Origin of the sequence: Acinetobacter sp. WCHA55, from assembly GCF_002165305.2 — a bacterium.
GTDB lineage: Bacteria > Pseudomonadota > Gammaproteobacteria > Pseudomonadales > Moraxellaceae > Acinetobacter.
This window is the reverse complement of sequence record NZ_CP032286.1, coordinates 1571600-1591025: the sequence shown is the minus strand read 5'-3', so window position 1 is coordinate 1591025 and position 19426 is coordinate 1571600. Positions and strand designations below refer to the sequence as shown.

General features: G+C 40.5%; 20 protein-coding genes. 10 read left to right on the top strand and 10 right to left on the bottom strand.

Going from position 1 to position 19426, the window contains the following annotated elements; translation table 11 throughout:
• Positions 1–17 precede the first annotated feature (17 nt).
• The gene (locus CDG62_RS10565; RefSeq protein WP_087528326.1) at positions 18–512 is read right to left on the bottom strand and encodes an Lrp/AsnC ligand binding domain-containing protein; all 495 of its coding nucleotides are present in this window, start codon (positions 510–512) and stop codon (positions 18–20) included.
• Positions 513–629: 117 nt separating this feature from the next.
• On the opposite strand from CDG62_RS10565, the gene putA reads away from it, so the two are divergent.
• The 6 genes from putA to CDG62_RS10530 all read left to right on the top strand — a co-directional run bounded on the left by putA (position 630) and on the right by CDG62_RS10530 (position 8712).
• Positions 630–4385, top strand: coding sequence for a trifunctional transcriptional regulator/proline dehydrogenase/L-glutamate gamma-semialdehyde dehydrogenase (gene putA, locus CDG62_RS10560; RefSeq protein WP_087528325.1), 3756 nt, complete (start codon positions 630–632; stop codon positions 4383–4385).
• 269 nt (positions 4386–4654) lie between these two features.
• Positions 4655–5737, top strand: coding sequence for a tRNA (uridine(54)-C5)-methyltransferase TrmA (gene trmA / locus CDG62_RS10555; protein WP_087528324.1), 1083 nt, complete (start codon positions 4655–4657; stop codon positions 5735–5737).
• A gap of 242 nt (positions 5738–5979) precedes the next feature.
• Entirely contained in the window at positions 5980–6204 is a 225-nt protein-coding gene (locus CDG62_RS10545; RefSeq protein WP_004984703.1) for a hypothetical protein, read from the top strand.
• 207 nt (positions 6205–6411) lie between these two features.
• Entirely contained in the window at positions 6412–6660 is a 249-nt protein-coding gene (locus CDG62_RS10540; RefSeq protein ID WP_087528322.1) for a hypothetical protein, read from the top strand.
• 54 nt (positions 6661–6714) lie between these two features.
• Positions 6715–7920 carry an IS256 family transposase gene (locus CDG62_RS10535; protein WP_004973108.1) on the top strand — a complete coding sequence of 402 codons (1206 nt, stop codon included), beginning with the start codon at positions 6715–6717 and terminating at the stop codon, positions 7918–7920.
• Positions 7921–8172: 252 nt separating this feature from the next.
• A complete protein-coding gene (locus CDG62_RS10530; protein ID WP_087527182.1) occupies positions 8173–8712 on the top strand; it encodes a lecithin retinol acyltransferase family protein in 540 nt (179 codons plus the stop codon).
• On the opposite strand, the gene CDG62_RS10525 is transcribed toward CDG62_RS10530, so the two are convergent.
• The 3 genes from CDG62_RS10525 to CDG62_RS10515 form a co-directional block, all read right to left on the bottom strand.
• The gene (locus CDG62_RS10525) at positions 8706–9167 is read right to left on the bottom strand and encodes an SRPBCC domain-containing protein (protein WP_087527181.1); all 462 of its coding nucleotides are present in this window, start codon (positions 9165–9167) and stop codon (positions 8706–8708) included. The two genes, CDG62_RS10530 and CDG62_RS10525, sit on opposite strands and share 7 nt — an antisense overlap.
• Positions 9168–9286: 119 nt before the next feature.
• Positions 9287–10198: a bestrophin family protein gene (locus CDG62_RS10520; protein WP_087527180.1), complete on the bottom strand. Its 912-nt coding sequence runs from the start codon at positions 10196–10198 to the stop codon at positions 9287–9289.
• Between the two features lie 88 nt (positions 10199–10286).
• Positions 10287–12005: a glutamine--tRNA ligase/YqeY domain fusion protein gene (locus tag CDG62_RS10515; RefSeq protein WP_087527179.1), complete on the bottom strand. Its 1719-nt coding sequence runs from the start codon at positions 12003–12005 to the stop codon at positions 10287–10289.
• A gap of 234 nt (positions 12006–12239) precedes the next feature.
• Here CDG62_RS10515 and CDG62_RS10510 point away from each other — a divergent pair, with 234 nt between their 5' ends.
• Both CDG62_RS10510 and CDG62_RS10505 read left to right on the top strand, forming a co-directional pair.
• Positions 12240–12749: a peptidylprolyl isomerase gene (locus CDG62_RS10510; RefSeq protein ID WP_004696971.1), complete on the top strand. Its 510-nt coding sequence runs from the start codon at positions 12240–12242 to the stop codon at positions 12747–12749.
• A gap of 88 nt (positions 12750–12837) precedes the next feature.
• Positions 12838–13557 carry a UDP-2,3-diacylglucosamine diphosphatase gene (locus CDG62_RS10505; protein ID WP_087527185.1) on the top strand — a complete coding sequence of 240 codons (720 nt, stop codon included), beginning with the start codon at positions 12838–12840 and terminating at the stop codon, positions 13555–13557.
• 60 nt (positions 13558–13617) lie between these two features.
• Here CDG62_RS10505 and CDG62_RS10500 read toward each other — a convergent pair whose 3' ends face one another.
• Positions 13618–13845, bottom strand: coding sequence for a transposase (locus CDG62_RS10500; RefSeq protein ID WP_087527178.1), 228 nt, complete (start codon positions 13843–13845; stop codon positions 13618–13620).
• A gap of 252 nt (positions 13846–14097) precedes the next feature.
• Entirely contained in the window at positions 14098–14331 is a 234-nt protein-coding gene (locus tag CDG62_RS10495; RefSeq protein ID WP_087527177.1) for a hypothetical protein, read from the bottom strand.
• A gap of 301 nt (positions 14332–14632) precedes the next feature.
• Between CDG62_RS10495 and nfsB the strand changes: the two genes are divergently transcribed.
• Together nfsB and CDG62_RS19620 are read left to right on the top strand one after the other, a co-directional pair.
• On the top strand, positions 14633–15286 hold the full coding sequence (gene nfsB / locus CDG62_RS10490) for an oxygen-insensitive NAD(P)H nitroreductase (protein ID WP_087527176.1): 654 nt from the start codon (positions 14633–14635) through the stop codon (positions 15284–15286).
• A gap of 100 nt (positions 15287–15386) precedes the next feature.
• On the top strand, positions 15387–15620 hold the full coding sequence (locus tag CDG62_RS19620) for a hypothetical protein (protein WP_087527175.1): 234 nt from the start codon (positions 15387–15389) through the stop codon (positions 15618–15620).
• On the opposite strand, the gene CDG62_RS10480 is transcribed toward CDG62_RS19620, so the two are convergent.
• The 4 genes from CDG62_RS10480 to CDG62_RS10465 all read right to left on the bottom strand — a co-directional run bounded on the left by CDG62_RS10480 (position 15580) and on the right by CDG62_RS10465 (position 19305).
• Complete coding sequence (locus CDG62_RS10480; protein ID WP_087527174.1) at positions 15580–16437, bottom strand: DMT family transporter; 858 nt, start codon at positions 16435–16437, stop codon at positions 15580–15582. The two genes, CDG62_RS19620 and CDG62_RS10480, sit on opposite strands and share 41 nt — an antisense overlap.
• 93 nt (positions 16438–16530) lie before the next feature.
• Positions 16531–17568, bottom strand: a complete 1038-nt coding sequence (fba, locus tag CDG62_RS10475; RefSeq protein ID WP_087527173.1) for a class II fructose-bisphosphate aldolase — start codon at positions 17566–17568, stop codon at positions 16531–16533.
• 121 nt (positions 17569–17689) lie between these two features.
• A complete protein-coding gene (locus CDG62_RS10470) occupies positions 17690–17965 on the bottom strand; it encodes a hypothetical protein (RefSeq protein WP_087527172.1) in 276 nt (91 codons plus the stop codon).
• A gap of 149 nt (positions 17966–18114) precedes the next feature.
• A complete protein-coding gene (locus tag CDG62_RS10465; protein ID WP_087527171.1) occupies positions 18115–19305 on the bottom strand; it encodes a phosphoglycerate kinase in 1191 nt (396 codons plus the stop codon).
• Between the last annotated feature and the right edge of the window lie 121 nt (positions 19306–19426).

The window sequence follows — 19426 nt, the reverse complement described above, 5'->3', positions numbered from 1 at the left end:
ATATCTCATGTAATCAATTATTTCGACAAAGGTTTGTATTTAAGCTGAATACGTGAGCTTTCTTTGATCACTTCCATCACGGGATAACTGCGCGTTTCTTTGACGCCCGGCAGTTGCCACAAGACTTGACCTGAGATTTTACGGAACTCATCCATACTGGCACAGCGAATTTTCACTACAAAATCGAAACCCCCACTGGTCATATGGCACTCCACAATTTCATCATGTTGTAGCACGGCATGGCGAAAATCGTCCAAGACGTGTGGCGTGGTTTTATCCAAAAGTATCTCAACAAAAACCACAAAGCTGGCATTCAGCATGTTTGGATTTAAGCGTGCTTCATAACTCAGAATAAAGCCTTCCTTAGTTAATTTTTGCACCCGAGCCAAAGCAGCCGTCGCTGATAAGTTCACTTCTTCGGCAAGTTTAATATTCGATATTTTTCCATCTCTTTGAAGAATATCTAATATTTTGATATCTGTTCGGTCCAAGCTAAAAATTGGGCTCGTCATCTGAATTAATCTCTAAATAGCATACAAATTATAGTGAGTTATTCGGCATTCTTTCTGTAATCATAAATTAATTACTATAGATCTCTCAACACATTATTGTATGCACAGGATGTAGGCATGAATATGATGGAAAGCAATACGCACTTCAACGACGCTCAAACTCAATTTGAATATATTACCGAATTCAAAGAAAAAAGTGAGCTTGAAGTTGAAATCAATACCGCTTGGCGACGTGCCGAAACTGACTGTGTTCAAAACTTATTAGACCACAGCAAAATCTCTGACGAGATGAATCAACGCATTCATGAACTTGCGTTTGATTTGGCTCATACTTTACGTGAACGTAAAAGCGGCAGCGGTAAAGCAGGTATTGTACAGGGTCTCTTACAAGAATTTGCACTGTCTTCTCAAGAAGGCATCGCGTTGATGTGTTTAGCTGAAGCTTTGCTTCGTATTCCAGATATGGCGACACGTGACCTATTGATTAAAGACAAAATCAACCAAGGCAACTGGAAAGAACACGTTGGTCAAAGTAACCTGATGTTTGTCAATGCGGCTGCATGGGGTCTCATGTTGACTGGCAAGCTCATGGAAACTCCAAAGCAAAATAGCTTATCAGGCACTTTAACAGGCTTATTGGCACGTAGTGGTCGTGGCATCATTCGTAAAGCAGTTGATGTGGCAATGCGCATGATGGGCGAACAGTTTGTGACTGGCGAAACCATTGGTGAAGCACTACAACACGCTGAGCGTCTTGAAGAAAAAGGCTTCCGCTATTCATATGACATGCTAGGTGAAGCAGCACTGACTGATCATGATGCTGATCGTTATATGAAAGACTATACCGATGCCATTCATGCCATTGGCCAAGCGTCAAAAGACAAAGATGTTTACGACGGCCCAGGTATTTCAATTAAATTATCTGCTCTACATCCTCGCTATCAACGCGCACAAGTTGCACGTATGCATGAAGAGTTGTACGGCAAAGTCTTTACCCTTGCTAAATTAGCACGCGGCTACAACATCGGTTTAAATATCGATGCAGAAGAATCTGAGCGTTTAGAAATTTCTTTAGAAATGCTTGAACGCCTATGCTTTGAACCAGAGCTCAAAGACTGGAAAGGCATTGGTTTCGTTATCCAAGCGTATCAAAAACGTTGTTTCTATGTGGTTGACTACATCGTAGATTTGGCTAAACGTAGCGAAAAACGCCTCATGATCCGTTTAGTGAAAGGCGCGTACTGGGACAGCGAAATTAAAAAAGCACAAATCGAAGGGATGACCGACTATCCTGTATTTACCCGTAAAGTACATACAGACTTGTCGTATATCGCATGTGCGAAAAAATTATTGGCTGCACCAGAACAAATCTATCCACAGTTTGCAACGCATAATGCTCAGACTTTAGCAACCATTTATGAAATGGCCAACCCAGAGAAATACTACGTGGGTCAGTATGAGTTCCAATGCTTACATGGCATGGGTGAACCACTTTATGAACAAGTAGTCGGTGAAAAGCAAGATAAAAAGCTGGGTGTACCGTGCCGTATTTATGCGCCTGTCGGTAACCATGAAACACTCTTGGCTTATCTTGTACGTCGCTTACTTGAAAATGGTGCAAACACCTCTTTTGTAAACCGTATTGCAGACAAGTCACTCGCAATTGATGATTTGATTGAAAACCCAACTCAAACGATTTTAAGTAGTGCAAAACGTGAAAATATCGTAGGTCAAAAGCACCTTTCGATTCCCCTTCCTGCTGATCTTTATGGCCAACTACGTGCAAACTCTAAAGGTTTAGATCTTGCAAATGACTCTGCATTAGCTCAATTGAACCAAACAGCTCAACAGTTTGCTAAACACCAATGGTCTGCTGCGCCAATGGGTGAGCATATTCAGACCAATGAAGCCGTTGCTCCGCAAAGCATTATCAACCCAGCACGTCACTCAGATGTTGTGGGTTACGTACAAGAAGCGACAACTGAACAAGTTGAGCAAGCATTAAACAATGCACAGGCTATTCAAGACATTTGGGCACGTACTGCTAAAGACACCCGTGCGAGTTACCTACTTCGCGCTGCCGACTTAATGGAAGCTCGCTTAGAAGAACTAATGGTTATACTTTGCCGTGAAAGTGGTAAAACTTATGCCAATGCTATTGCAGAAGTTCGCGAAGCTGTAGATTTCTTACGCTACTATGCAACGCAAATGATTGATCTAGATGCGAATGCAGAAGTTGAGCCTTTAGGCACCATGCTGTGTATTAGCCCATGGAACTTCCCATTAGCCATCTTTACAGGTCAGGTTGCTGCTGCGTTGGTTGCGGGTAATACGGTGATTGCAAAACCAGCTGAACAAACCCCATTGATCGCAGCGCAAGCAGTTCAAATTTTATGGCAAGCAGGTGTCCCTCAAGCGGCTGTACAGCTAATGCCGGGTCGCGGTGAAACTGTGGGTGCACAACTCAGTGCAGCTGAACAAGTTCAAGGTATCATGTTCACAGGCTCAACTGAAGTTGCCAAAATTTTGCAAAAAACTGTGGCAAAACGTTTGAGCAAAACTGGTGAAAGCATTCCACTGATTGCTGAAACAGGCGGTCAAAATGCCATGATCGTTGATTCTTCGGCACTGACTGAACAAGTTGTACTTGACGTCGTCAGCTCAGCTTATGACAGTGCAGGTCAACGTTGTTCTGCCCTTCGCGTACTGTGTGTACAAGAAGACAATGCCGATGCTGTCATTCAAATGCTTAAAGGCGCAATGCAACAGCTTCAAGTAGGCAACCCATATCTACTTAAAACAGATATTGGTCCTGTGATTGATGCTGAAGCACAAGAAAACATTCAAAAGCACATCGACAAAATGCGCCAAAAAGGTCATCGTGTACACCAGTTGATGCGTAATGATACTCAAGACACTGAACTAGATGCAGGCACGTTCATTACACCAACACTGATTGAACTGCCAAATCTCAATGATTTAGAGCGCGAAGTATTTGGCCCTGTGCTGCACGTGATTCGTTTTAACCAAGGTTCACTCAAACAATTACTTGAGCACATCAACAGCAAAGGCTATGGCTTAACGATGGGTCTACATACCCGTATTGATGAGACCATCCAAACTGTAATGACCCATGCTGAAGTAGGTAACCTCTACATCAACCGTAACATCGTAGGTGCAGTTGTCGGTGTACAACCTTTTGGTGGCGAAGGTTTATCTGGTACAGGCCCTAAAGCGGGTGGTCCAATTTATCTATATCGCCTAATGCAAAACTGTTCGGCGAAAAAATTGAATAAACCATTTGCAACAGGTGCTGATTTGAACCCTCAAGTCGAGTTCAGCAACTCTGCATTGTTCCTTGAGTGGGCTGCTAAAACCTTCCCTGCAGTAAAATTGGCAAAAATTGAGAACTTCTGTTCTGGCCATCATTACGAGTTGCAAGGCCCAACAGGTGAAAGCAACCAATATATGGTGATCCCACGTCATGCAGTCTTGTCACTGGCTGAACAAGAAGCGGATCAACTACAACAGTTGAATGCGATTTTTGCAGTCGGTAGCCGTCCAGCGGTGCTTGCAGACAACAGCTTTGTGCTAAAACACATGCCAAGTATGCCTAAAGCATTGGCTCAAGCGTTCCATGTCATCAAAGACATCAAAACTGATGCTTTTGATGCAGTATTACACCACGGTACAACAACACAGCTTCTTGCGCTGCAACAGCAAATTGCCGAGCGTCAAGGTGCGATTGTCGGTATTACTCACCTTAGCCCATCACAAACCGCCATTCCTTTGGAACGTTTTATAATTGAGCGCGCGATCAGTGTTAACACTGCAGCTGCTGGTGGAAATGCAAGCCTCATGACTTTGAACTAAGTCTAATTTAAACCTGTAGTCTTCATCGGAGTTACAGGTTTATTCATATGTTTCCTCTATTGCCAAGTAAACATCTCCTGGTCGGTTTACTTGGCATTTTTTATGCGACTTGTTTTGACTTAATTTACTCGGAAATTTCCGATATCCTATAAAACATCAAACCATCTGTGGCATGAATAAACTCCACGTTTTTGCTGAATATCTTTAGGCTAATTCAGCAAACTTTGTTACCATCTCTTTTTTCAATATGTTTGCGATTTTTACTGCATATGACTTCTTCTTACCAACAACAACTTGACGCCAAAATTGAACGAATTACAGCTCAATTTGCTGAATTCACTCCACCTGTGCTTGAAGTTTTTCAATCTCCTGAAAAAAATTTTCGCATGCGTGCAGAATTCCGTATTTGGCATACCGAAGATGATATGTTTTATGCCATGTTTGAACGCGATGAAGACAATCAGAAAAAAGTCATTCGCATTGATGACTTCCCAATCGCTGATACCAGTATTAATCAGCTCATGCCTGTTTTATTGGCAGAATTAAAAAGCAATGATCTCCTCTCAAAACGCTTATTTGAAGTACATTTCTTAGCAACTTTAAAAGGTGAAATGCTGGTTTCACTGATTTATCGCTGCCCACTCGATGAACAATGGCAGGTTTTAGCCAAACAACTTTCAGAAAAATTAAATATTAAGTTGATTGGTCGTAGCCGTGGTCAAAAAGTGATACTCACCGATGAATTTGTGGTGGAAGAACTACAAGTTTTTGAGCGTAAATATCAGTACAAACAAATTGAAAGCAGCTTTACCCAGCCCAATGCGCAGGTCTGCCAAAAAATGCTCGAGTGGGCCTGTAATGCTGCACAGCAGTCAAATAAAGATTTGTTAGAACTTTACTGTGGCAATGGTAACTTTACCCTACCACTTTCCACCCGTTTCAACCGTGTCTTAGCTACTGAACTGGCTAAGTCTTCAGTGTATGCAGCACAGTGGAACATCGAACAAAATCACATCAATAATATTCAAGTCGCGCGTTTATCGGCAGAAGACTTCACACAAGCCTATAACGGCGAACGCGAATTCCGTCGCTTACAAGAAGCGAATATCGATATGAGCAGCTATGAGTTCGATACAGTATTTGTTGACCCACCGCGTGCGGGTATTGATGATGAAACCTTAAAATTGATTCAGCGTTTTGAACGGATTATCTATATTTCGTGCAATCCAGACACCTTGCATGACAATTTAAAAATACTCAACCAAACCCATAAGATTTCACAGTTTGCGCTGTTTGACCAATTCCCCTATACCCACCATGTCGAGTCTGGGGTTTTGCTGGAAAAAATTTAAACAATTTGTTGCAACTTAAACCATATAAAAAAGAAGTTTGAATGAGCTTCTTTTTGAATTTTCATGAAAAAAGATAAGCTTATATAAAATGCAAGTATTTCAACTGTCATAATAACGTTAATACCTTGCGCTATAATCGGAATTTTTCGACATCGATCGTTGCTTTTATCTCTCACGCTGACTTGCATTATTTTACAGATTGGTTATATTTCACCCTATGTTAGGTTGTAAATGAAGTCTATATGAGTTTTTGGCAAAAGCTGTTTTCAAACGAACAGCAAAACGAGCATAAAAATCAAATTGCTTGTGTTGAAAATGACTGCTCTTGTAAAACCAATGAACAGCTCATCGAAAAGCTTAAAACAGCGACCGATGAAGACGTGATTGTTGGGATTAAAAAAGTATTAGCTTCTCGTGGCTATGGCCGTAAGGAGTTAAATGAACTTCAGCATCGACCTCTACAGTAGTAGAGTCACTGAATATTCATCAAAAAGGCACTTAGATTACGCTAAGTGCCTTTTTTAATGTCTGTACGTCACTCAACCTATAAAAAACCACGGTATATGAAGCGCAGCACACTTTGCACGTTTAAATATTATACAACGACTTAAATTTTTGTTACCTTACAGGCTCAATATAAAATCAATAATGTCTGAAAATTAAAGGTTTAAGCAATGAAAAAATTACTTATGGTCAGCACAACATGTATCACACTTTTATCTTTAACAGCATGTAGTAAAATGCCAAAAGCTTGTGTGGAGTCTTGGGAAAAAATGGAGAAACTTGCCGAGCAAATGGGTTTACCTGAAGAACAACTCAAAGAACAAAAAAAGAAATTTGAAGAAGACGTGAAAGCAATGAATACTGAAGAAGCAACACGCATGTGCAATACCCAAAACTCACTTTTAGGTCTAGTGAGGTAGTGTTCAAAAAACTGTGTCATTTCCTTAAACTGTTAAAAACAGGAATGATGCACTATGGCAACTACATTTGATTTTGAAACAGCCTTAAAACAACTCCAGTCAGGACAAGCACTGACTGGAGAAAATGGCATACTCACCCCTTTAATTAAACAGCTGACCGAAGCTGCTCTTGAAGCAGAAATCGAGAATTACATTGAAGCGAATCCGAAACAAGGTAATCGCCGCAATGGCTATACTCGCAAGACAGTAAAATCTACATCAGGTTCATTTGAGCTTGAAACCCCTAGAGATCGAAATGGTGAATTTGAGCCACAGTTAGTTAAAAAGAACCAGACCAAATTATCAGAAGAAATTGACAATAAAATCATATCACTCTATGCACTTGGTATGAGCTATCGTGATATTCAAAAGCATGTTGCTGATATGTATGGATTGGAGATTTCAGATGGTGCTATCACCAATATTACAGATAAGCTCCTCCCTCAGTTACAAGCATGGAAACAACGCCCACTCGATACAATTTATCCCTTTGTTTGGTTAGATGCCATACATTACAAAGTGAAGGATAAAGGTGTTTATGTGAGCAAAGCGATCTATACCATTTTAGCTTTAAATGTTGAAGGTAAGAAGGAACTACTCGGCTTGCATTTGTCGGAAAGCGAAGGGGCGAACCATTGGCTTAGTGTACTGACAGACCTACAAAATCGTGGTGTTCAGGATATTCTGATTGCCTGTGTAGATGGACTAAAAGGTTTCCCCGAAGCCATAGCAGCGATTTACCCTCAAACAGAAATACAACTGTGTATCGTTCATCAAATCCGTAATTCTTTACGCTATGTTGCCAGTAAAGATCAGAAGGCATTTATGGCTGATTTAAAGCCAATTTACCGTGCTGATACCAAAGGGGCGGCAGAAGTAGCACTGGATGAGCTAGAAGAAAAATGGGGCGAAAAATATGGTGTGGTCATTCAGTCATGGCGTACCAAATGGCATCTACTATCCGCCTATTTCAAATACCCTAAAGCGATTAGGAAGCCGATTTACACCACCAATGCCGTTGAAGCCGTACATCGTCAATTCCGCAAACTAACCAAAACCAAAGGAGCTTTCCCCAATGAGGATAGTCTGATGAAATTACTGTATATTGGTATTCAACAGGCATCAGAAAAATGGACAATGCCTATTCAGGAATGGGGACAAACCATTACTCAATTATCCATTTACTTTGAAGGTCGATTAGATGATATAATTAAAATCTAGTCAAATTTACTGACACAGAACTTTGAACGCCCTCTCTAGTGAACCAATAAATATCGTCTTATCTCTAAAAGGGATGCTTGCATCCTTTTTTAGTGCAATCACACAAGCTAGATACTCCTTTCCAATCGGTCTCTCTTATTTCTGTCATCGTAAACTCAAATCACTGAAAACCTATTAAACAGTCGATTATTCCTAACAGAAGCTTTAAAATACAGTTAAAAGACAACTGTAATGAATTCGCACGTATTAAGCATGCAACAACAAAAAGTCCACTACCCCTTGGGGGCTCATCTTATAGTCAAACATTTTGGCTATACTCATCACGGCATATATGCTGGGCGTGGACGTGTAATCCATTATTCAGGTTTTGCACATCTTTTTAAAAAGCACCCGATTGAAATCACTTCCATTGAGAACTTTAGCCACGGACGTAGAATTATAGTCAATCACTACCAAGCCCCCAAATATAAAGGCCGTAAAGTGGTTCGCCGTATGCGCTCACGCATGCATGAAAACAACTACCATCTTATTATCAATAACTGTGAACACTTGTGTACATGGGCCATTACAGGCATTGAAAGCAGTCCACAAGTCATCAAAATGATGAACCGACTTACTACGATTGGTTATGTCAGCTCTATGATGAGTTTCATGAACAGCCTGATGTTAACGCTTACCACGACCTGTTTCGCTTTGGTGCTCTATATCAAAAAGAAATTACGTGATAAGGCTAAACAGCAGCTCGGCAACTATTTTGAGTTTAGAGAAGAACACTCTAAAAAAGATCACTGATGTGATCGCAGTTGAAAAGGCGGAAATTTATCTTCGACTAAGTTAAGCTGGATATCGTATTCAAGCCATGCCTTGGCACCATCTAACACGGTAGTAAAGCCACCCGTCGCATCCATCACATAATGAATCAACTCATTACCTTGTAACTCAATGTCATAATTTCGAATAATCACATAGGTATTCATGCTGTCAATTTTTTCAAATACAAAATCCACTTTAGTTTTAGGCGTGCCCCATTCGATAGAGATCAGCTCATTTTCAACGACTTGAAGTACATGAGTCGAATGGGTAATTTGGTATTTACTCCATGTCCAATCTACCATTGCGCCTTTTTCTAAATAACCTGAAGACTGACTAAACCAAAACTTGGTGGTTATGAGTGGATCAACAAAGGCGTTAAACACAATATTGACAGAACGCCGAATCAGCATCTGGGTTTCGATCACGGTAGTCATTGTTATAGCCCTATCACTTTTAAGCTTAGTGATAGCACATCTCAACAAACCAATCATATCGAAAATTTGTTATGGCTCAGGCAATCCGCGCATTTTATGTTATGAATTTGTTCACTGCTTTAACTTAAATTGGCTCTATACGCACTCACTGGTTCTGGCAAAGATTCATTTAAAGAACTGAGCATTTCACGCTCTATTTCCCGCACAATAGCATCTAAAGGCAAGTCATTTTCCTGAAGTCCAAAAGGCTCTTCTAACTCTGCACTCAGCGCATCTAAACCCAATAACAGATAGGCAATTAAGGCCACGATCACAGGCGACCAAAAACCAAGACTGGAACTTAAACTAAAAGGTAAAATGAGACAGAAAGAGTACACGGCACGGTGTAACAAAACTGAATAAGAAAATGGCAACGGCGTAGATAAAATACGATCACAACCAGCGTGAATATCCCCCATGGCCACCGTGTGCTTGGTCAACATACTGTAAATAATATCGCTAATCTCACCACGCTTATACAACGTCGCCAGATCTTTCTGCGTAATCTCTAATAGATATTGCGGTGGATTAATATGCGTAGCCAATACCCTCCACTGCTCCGCTGTCAGTTGTACTTTGGTTTGATAGTGGTCATAAGTATGACTTTGCTGCCGTAAGCGATCTCGAAGCAAATGGCTAAATAACATCACGCGATACATCAAAACTGTGCGATCTATATCATTTAAGACATAACTATCACGGATTATATGCCGCGCGTTCGCAATCATTGCACCCCATAGCTTACGCCCTTCCCACCAGCGGTCATAACACGCAGTATTTCGAAAGCTTAAGAAAATTGAAAGAATTACACCAAATACAGTAAAACCAATGACAGGCACTGTAGGAGCTGTCACGTAATGTTGAGTTGCTAGATAAACCAACAGAGTTGAAATTAAAACACCAACCATCAACGCAGGAAACACTTTCGGTAAAATGGTGCCACGCCAAGCAAAGAGTAATGCAAAGCTATTAGTTTTATCTCGAACGATCACAGTGTATTCCTATTAGTTTCGCTACGAAAAGGCTCAACCGAAGTTGAGCCTTATATCTATATGCACATCAAGATCAAGCAAACAGCTCTTATTTAGGCTTAAAGCTGTCTTTTAAGTCTAAAATACGGTTAAACACTGGTTTTTCTGCTGTATGGTCGTATTGATCTGCAACAAAATAACCTTCACGTTCAAATTGGAAACGGTCTTCAGGCTGTGCTTGTGCCAATGCAGGCTCAATCACCGCGTGTACAATTTTTAACGAATCAGGGTTCAAGTTCGCTAAGAAATCATCACCCACTTCAGGGTCCGACTCTGTAAACAAGCGATCATAAATACGCACTTCTGCAGGAATGCCTTTGCTTGCAGAAACCCAGTGAATCACCCCTTTAACTTTACGACCTTCTGGATTTTTACCCAAAGTCTCAGGGTCGATTGAGCATTTCAACTCAACCACATCACCGTTTTCATCTTTAATTACTTCATCGCACTTAATCACATAAGCATGACGTAGGCGAACTTCACCACCCGGAATTAAACGCTTGAAGCCTTTTGGTGGTTCTTCTTCAAAGTCTTTACGGTCAATGTAAATTTCCGATGTTAACGGAATCACACGCTCACCCATGTCTACATTTGGATGACGTGAATGGGTTAAATCCATATCGTTAGATAAGTTTGTGAGTGTAACTTTAAGTGGGTTCAACACCGCCATACCACGCGCTGCAACATTTTCTAAAGACTGACGGATGCAATATTCAAGCATTGCGACATCAACAATACCATCTGACTTCGACACACCAACACGCTTACAGAAGTCACGCAAGCCTTCTGGGGTAAAACCACGACGGCGCATACCTACAACAGTTGGCATACGTGGGTCATTCCATCCATTAACATAACCACCTTCAACCAACTTACGTAATTTACGTTTAGAGGTAATGGTGTAGTCAATATTTAAACGGCTAGACTCATACTGACGTGGTACTGCTTCCGAGTGAACTTTCTCAACCACCCAATCATAAAACGGACGGTGGTCTTGAAATTCCAAAGTACATAATGAATGAGTAATGCCTTCAATTGCATCGGATAATGGATGCGCGTAGTCGTACATTGGGTACATTTTCCATTTATCACCAGTTTGGTGATGCTCTGAATGGAGTACACGGTACAAAATAGGATCACGCATATGCACATTTGGAGATGCCATATCAATCTTGGCACGCAAAACAGCTTCACCTTCTGCAAACTCGCCATTGTTCATTTTTTCAAAGCGCGCAAGGTTTTCTTCAACCGAAGTATCGCGGTAAGGCGAGTTTTTACCTGGCTCAATAAAGTTACCACGGTTCAAACGAATTTCTTCAGGCGACTGCAAATCAACATAAGCATCACCCTGTTTAATTAGTTGAATCGCCCATGCATGAAGTTGATCAAAATAGCTTGATGCATAGCGCGGTTCGCCATTCCACTCAAAACCTAACCATTTAACATCATTGGCGATCCCATCTACATATTCTTGTTCTTCTGCATCTGGGTTGGTGTCATCAAAACGTAGGTTACAAAAACCATCAAACTCGTTGGCAATACCAAAGTTTAAACAAATCGCTTTCACGTGACCAATGTGTAAATAACCATTCGGCTCTGGCGGGAAACGCGTGACTACTTTTTGCGTACGACCTTCAGCCAAATCATCGGTAATCACTTGGCGCACAAAATCTAAGCCTGGCTGTTGTTCTTGCTGCGCTGCGACAGAGGCATTGTTACTTGGTGTCGGGTTATTTGGCAGTGTTGAAACAACATCATTCGGCTTCATAGTTTAAAAATCACTTTGATAAAAAAATTAAGGAAAAATAAGGTCCTGCTATACGAACACAATTCTAACTGATCTATCAGTCGATTTATGAATATTTTACAGCCCCTTAAACGGTATTTGATCTATTTTACAAAGAAAATAACGTTTTTACTTGCCTTGTAGTTTACAGTTTGCTTATGCTTCTCACAACCAAAAAACCCATGGCTTTGATGTCCATGATTAGGAGATTACACAATGAGTTTTCCTCAAGTCGAATTAAACACCAATAAAGGTCGTATTGTTCTTGAACTTAACAACGAAAAAGCACCGATTACTGTTGCTAACTTCTTAGAATACGTACGTGACGGTTTCTATGACGGCGTAATTTTCCACCGCGTGATCGATGGCTTCATGATCCAAGGTGGTGGTATGGATGAAAACTTCAAAGAAAAAGCAACACGTGATGCAATTGAAAATGAAGCTGATAACGGCTTAACCAATGACCTTGGTACAATTGCAATGGCGCGTACACAAGCACCTCACTCTGCATCTGCTCAGTTCTTTATTAACGTGGGTAACAACTCTTTCCTTAACCACTCTGGCAAAAATGCACAAGGTTGGGGTTATGCAGTTTTCGGTAAAGTAACTGAAGGTCTAGACGTAGTAAACGAAATTAAAGGCGTTCGTACTGGCAACCGTGGCTACCACGCTGACGTTCCACTAGAAAACGTTGTTATTGAATCTGCTAAGATTATTTCTGAATAAGAATCCCCCCTAACCACCCTTTAAAAAAGGGAGGAAGTCCCTCTTTTAAAGAGGGACTTAGGGAGATTAAATTAAAATGGAAACTTCCGTGACCTATTTGTTTATCGCAGATTTACACTTGTCACCAGATCACCCTCGACTCGTTCGGGGGTTTTTAGATTTATTAGATGCCTATAAAAACAAGAAGACCCAGCTGTACATCTTAGGCGATTGGTTCAATGCATGGATTGGTGACGACTACACAGCCCCTTGGCTAGATGAAATCATTCGCGCCTTAAAACAATTTTCAAATACAGGCAATCACATCTATTTCTTAACCGGTAACCGTGATTTTGCCCTAGGACAACAGTTCCTTGACCAATTTAATGGTCAACTGTTAGCTGAAGTTTGTACACTCAAACTTTCAGATCACACCATTCGAATTGAACACGGTGATCTACTCTGCACAGACGACGTATCCTATCAGCGTTTTCGTAAAATTATCCGCAATCCACTTCTGCTCAAGTTTTTAAAAAGTACACCTCTTAGCTTTAGACAAAAACTGGCCAATGGGTTCCGTAAAAAAAGTCGTCAAGCACAACAATTTAAAACATATGAAATCATGGATGTTAACCCAATTGCGGTTCAAGCTGCATTAAGCAATGTAGATTTACTGATTCACGGACATACCCACCGCGCAAATATTCATGATGTCGATGGCAAAAAGAGAATTGTACTCGGTGACTGGAGAGCAGATTCCGCTCAAATTTTAGAAATTAATGTAAATGATCAACTACAAAATTTGGCATTAAAAAAATGGCAGTATTAATGCCATTTTTTACTATACCAATCAATATTACACATAACGCTAACTCAAGTACTTATCGTCTTAACTCAACTCATTTAGACGGTACAATTGATTAACACCAGTATAAAAGCTCAAACCATCTAAGTTCATTGGAAGAGTTTCGCCAGATTCAAGTTGAATCATATGCCCGACTTCAACCCAGATTAAACCGTGATTTGTATTCTGTTGACGTTTAAGTGGCACCAATTTTACATTGATTTCACTACCATTTACGGCTGTAGCAACATGCCATGTATTTAAAGTTGTCAAAATTTTAACTCACTAAGTGAGCTTTTTGTGATGGAACAAAGAGATTAATAAAACGGGTTTTGAATAATAATTCTGTAGTTACAATGATGATATTCAAGTCATATACTTGAACTCAGATAGATCACAATCAGCTATATCATAGAAAAATAGGAACAATACCTATTCGTAGTCTTTATTATACTAGGTTGTCAAGATTTAAGCAAAAGTAACCAAATTTGGGGAAATGTTTACATAAACCAGAAAATGATTTGCTTAAGACATATGGGTATTTTGATTTTTTAAAGTTTTAATTTCACGTGCTAACTTATAATTCCAAATCATGGAAACTACAGCAATCAGTATAAATCGATAATTCCATTCACTATATTTTTGATATTCCGAGACGATAATCAGAACACTTAACCCAAAAACCAATACTGTAAAAACTTTCGTTAAAGACTGCTGTCGGATTTGTGCTTCTACACTTTTAGGTTCTATATCAAACATTTATACAGTCTATTCATTATTTTAATTAATAATTCAACCACTTCATAGGTTTCATTGCAACACAATTACTGCTTCAGTGTAACATAGAGGCAAAACAAGCAAATTACACCTAGCTTTTATGACATGCAAACACCTCTTCATCACCTTAAAAATTGCGTAGCACACTCATTGTTCCATAATGACAACGAACTGCGTCTGTATAGCTTATTCAACTAAAATCTAAGTCTGTTTAAGTTGAGCATGATCACAAGTCTCCACTCATCAGTTAGAATGAGGCATCAACAATAAATCGAGCGTGATTATGGATCTGCTAAACATTTCAAAAAGCCGTTATACCACCAAAGCTTATGACCCAAATAGAAAGATCCCTCATGAACAGTTTGCTCGATTATTAGAAATTCTCCGCTTAACACCATCGTCTATTAACATTCAGCCTTGGCATTTTTTCATTGCAGAAAACACAAACGCCAAAGAGCGGATTGCAAAAGCGCTAGTAGGTAAATACGCATACAATGCCCCTAAGGTACTAGATTCATCACATACAATTTTATTTTGCACCAAAGCCGATATTTCTGAGCAGCATTTGGAAAATTTATTGCATCAAGATGACTTACATGGTCGTTTTAAAGATGAAGCAGCGAAGCAAGGCCAAAAGGACAGCCGTTCAGGTTATGTGAACTATTACCGTAATGAAAAAGGTGACGTACAGCGCTGGGCGGAAAACCAAACCTTTATTGCTTTAGGTCAAATTCTACTGGCTGCAGGTATTGAAAAGATTGATGCGACACCGATTGGTGGTTTCGATGAATCTATTATTAGTGAAGAACTGGGTTTAGCAGAACAAGGGCTCATTCCTTCTGTCCTGCTTACACTGGGTTATCGTAGTGATGCTGACTTCAATGCAAAATTACCAAAGTCTCGTTTAAGTAAAGAAGATATTTTCACGCAACTGTAATGCTGTTTGTATATAAAAGGGACTTCAGTCCCTTTTATATTTTGGGCTTGAAAATTGCTTGAGCATATTCAATATCAAAACAAAAATAGTGAGGTTGCTGATGTCTGTTAAGCCCAATATACCGATGAAGTTTGAATGCGCACATTGCAATAAAATCTATTTAGGTCAGTATCAACATCTCATGCGCCCTCACTATCCCGATTGCCCTAGTTGTGAGCAACCAGGGCTGTTATTAGGAATTGCAGTAATTGAAGATCTGGTCAAGCACCCTTTTTTCTTTGTTCAGAACTATTTTAAACAGACATTGCGTAAGCTAAACAAGCCACACTTGTGATACCCAATACAAGTCCAATCGCTGTTGCGGGCCTCAGCTTTTCTTTAAAGAAAAGCAGCCCGCTGAATACGCCTAACAGCACCACCATAATATTCATACCCGCAAAGACCACTGCTGGACTGTCCTTGAATAGCAAATGAGCTTTGACATACAGTGCGATATTGGCAAAGTTCAACACGCCAAGACATAAACCTGCCACAACGTTTTTAGTTAATCCGACATTTTTCGTGGTCACGGCAACATAACCAACTGACAATAAAAACGCACAAATGAACATCAGGTTTAAGGCAACGGAAAACTGAACACCCAACCCTGTTGTATATTTGAGCAAGACATCAATCAGCGCATAACCAAACCAGACTAGCGCTAAATACCACACAGCCTGTTTTTGACCTTCTCCACCACCGGAGGTATTGGTAAATAAAATGCACATCACGGCGGTAAGCCCCAAGATTACCCCGACAATTTTGAGCTGATTAAACTGTTCTTGAAAAATAAAATAAGCCGCCAATAAAGATAAAATTACCGACAAACGCTGTGCAACTTCTGTTTTGACAATACCTGCATATTGCAAAGACTTGGCTAAAAATAAAAATACACTTGGCAACAAGACACCAAGCGCTACAATTAGCCACCATGGAGTATTGGAAATAGAAACGTGGCTTAGATCAGGCTTAAACCAGAAATAGCACAGTAAACTGGCTGAAGCATAATTCCAACTGATCATCTGGATTGGATCAAAACCTTTGTTTTTACCCCATTTTAAAAGAATGGAGACCACCACACTACAACAGGCCGCAGCAAATATCAGTTCCATAGCACACTCTTATTATGGTCGCCTTGAATATAGACACACATAGAAAAGCCCACGTCAAAGTGGGCTTTTCCAATATAAATGATTCAAAAAGAATTATTTATAACGATCAACCATTTTCTCTAAAGAAATTGGACGAATTTTGTCTGCATTGCCCGCAGTACCAAATGCTTCGTAACGATCAATACAGATTTGTTTCATTGCATCTACAGTTTTTGCAAAGAATTTACGTGGATCGAATTCGCTTGGTTGTTCAGCCATCATACGACGCATTGCACCAGTAGAAGCTAAACGCAAGTCTGTATCAATATTGATTTTACGCACACCATGCTTGATTGCTTCAACCAATTGCTCAACAGGAACACCATAGGTTTCTTTGATGTCACCGCCATACTGGTTAATGATCGCTAACCATTCTTGAGGAACAGAGCTTGAACCGTGCATAACAAGGTGGGTATTTGGAAGCGCCGCATGAATTTCTTTAATGCGGTCAATCGCCAAAATATCGCCTGTAGGTGGACGTGTAAACTTATAAGCACCATGTGAAGTACCGACTGCAATCGCAAGTGCATCGACATTGGTATCTGCAACGAACTGACGTGCTTCTTCAACCGAAGTTAAAAGTTGAGAATGATCAAGGACACCTTCAGCGCCTACACCATCTTCTTCACCCGCCATACCTGTTTCAAGGCTACCTAAACAACCGATTTCACCTTCAACTGAAACACCGCATGCATGCGCCATTTGTACTGTACGACGTGTTACATCAACATTATATTCATAAGATGTTGGTGTTTTACCGTCTGCACCCAATGAACCATCCATCATCACTGATGAGAAGCCCAATTGAATTGAACGTTGGCAAACGTCTGGATCTGTACCATGGTCTTGGTGCATTACCACTGGAATGTGTGGCCATTCTTCAATTGCAGCCAAAATAAGATGACGTAAGAATGGAGCACCTGCATATTTACGCGCACCCGCTGATGCTTGTACGATAACAGGTGAATTTGTCGCATCTGCTGCAAGCATGATTGCGCGCATTTGTTCTAAGTTGTTTACGTTGAATGCTGGTACGCCGTAAGCATGTTCGCCGGCGTGATCCAAGAGCTGGCGCAATGAAATAAGAGCCATAATGTCCTCCCAGTTGATGCGACATATTCTACATGCTCAAAGGTTTCAATTCAGCAACAAATAACACTATTTAAAAAAAATCCCCGCAATTGCAGGGACTTTTTACGAAATTCGCGTGTATTTAGTGTGCTGTAGCCGCCGAAGCCTCTACCGCAGGATCCGCCGTTGCAGCATCTGCTGGTGCATTTGCAACATCCGCAGGTATATCTTTGTTCTTATCATCTAACTCTGGCTGATCAATCGCATCAATTGCCGCTTGTTGTTCAGCCGTTACAGCTTCTTCAACTGCCGCTGTTTCAGATGCTGCAGCAGTTTGCTCTGGTGCTTCGTTTTTCTTACAAGCAGTCAGTGCCAATGGTGCTAACAAAAGTGCAGCAAGGGTCATTTTTAAATTCATAATGTTTTCCTAGAACAGATGATTTAATGCCCTGTATTTTATTTCAGCATTATTTCATTTTCATGACTGAATGATGAATAGATTTGTTAAGCTCATAAAAAAAGGTTGACCGAAGTCAACCTTTTTACAACAACATGAGCACACAATAATTATTGTGCACGCTCAATCAGCGCTGCAACTGCTGGAAGTGTTTTGCCTTCGACAAACTCAAGGAAAGCACCACCGCCAGTTGAGATATAACCAATTTTGTCTGCAACTTCGTATTTATCAATCGCAGCTAAAGTGTCACCGCCACCCGCAATCGAGAAGCCAGCCGACTCTGCAATCGCTAAAGACAATGTTTTAGTGCCTTCGCCAAATTGATCAACTTCAAATACGCCCACTGGACCATTCCACAGAATCGTTTTTGACGTTTTTAGAATGTCAGCAAATGCTTTTGCTGTTTCTGGGCCTACATCCAAAATCATGTCATTGTCATTCACATCTTCAACTTTTTTCACGACAGCTTTTGCCGCAGCCAATGAGCCTAAGAAGTCTGCAAAATCAATTTCAGAAGCATCCGACACGACAACATCCGTTGGAAGCGGTACAGAAACTTTTGCAGCAATTGCTTTTGCGGTGTCAATCAAATCATTTTCACACAATGATTTACCAACATTGAAGCCTGCTGCTGCCAAGAATGTATTAGCAATCCCGCCACCCACAATCAACTGATCGCAAATATCAGAAAGTGATGTCAACACATCCAACTTAGTCGATACTTTAGAACCCGCAACAATCGCAACCATTGGCTTTTCAGGTGTTTGTAATGCGCGACCTAAAGCATCAAGTTCAGCTGCAAGGAGTGGACCTGCTGCTGCAACTTTTGCTAAACGTGCTACACCTTCAGTTGATGCTTCTGCACGGTGCGCTGTACCAAATGCATCCATTACAAATACATCACAAAGCGCCGCATATTTTGCTGCAAGTTCTGGGTTGTTTTTCTTTTCACCTGCGTTAAAACGGCAGTTTTCAAGGAGTACCACTTGACCTGCTGTAACGTCAACTCCATCGAGATAGTCCGTCACTAATTGAACGTCTTGACCCAATGCTTCAGTCAAATATGCAGCAACAGGTGCTAATGATTGTTCTTGTTTTGGCTCACCTTCAACAGGACGACCAAGGTGAGAGTAAACCATTACGGCTGCGCCTTGTGCTAACGCTGCTTTAATTGTTGGTAAAGCGGCACGTAAACGCGCATCACTTGTAATCACACCATTTTTAACAGGAACGTTTAAATCTTCGCGAATAAGAACACGTTTACCTGTTAAATCGAGGTCAGTCATACGCTGAAAATTCATGTAGAGCTCTCTTTCTATATATAAAAATCGCGTCGATTTTAAATGATTATGCAGAAAAAGGTTAGCTTCTTTTGCAGAAAAGCAAACGAAAGGCAAAGTTTTGCTATCATAGTGAAAAGTC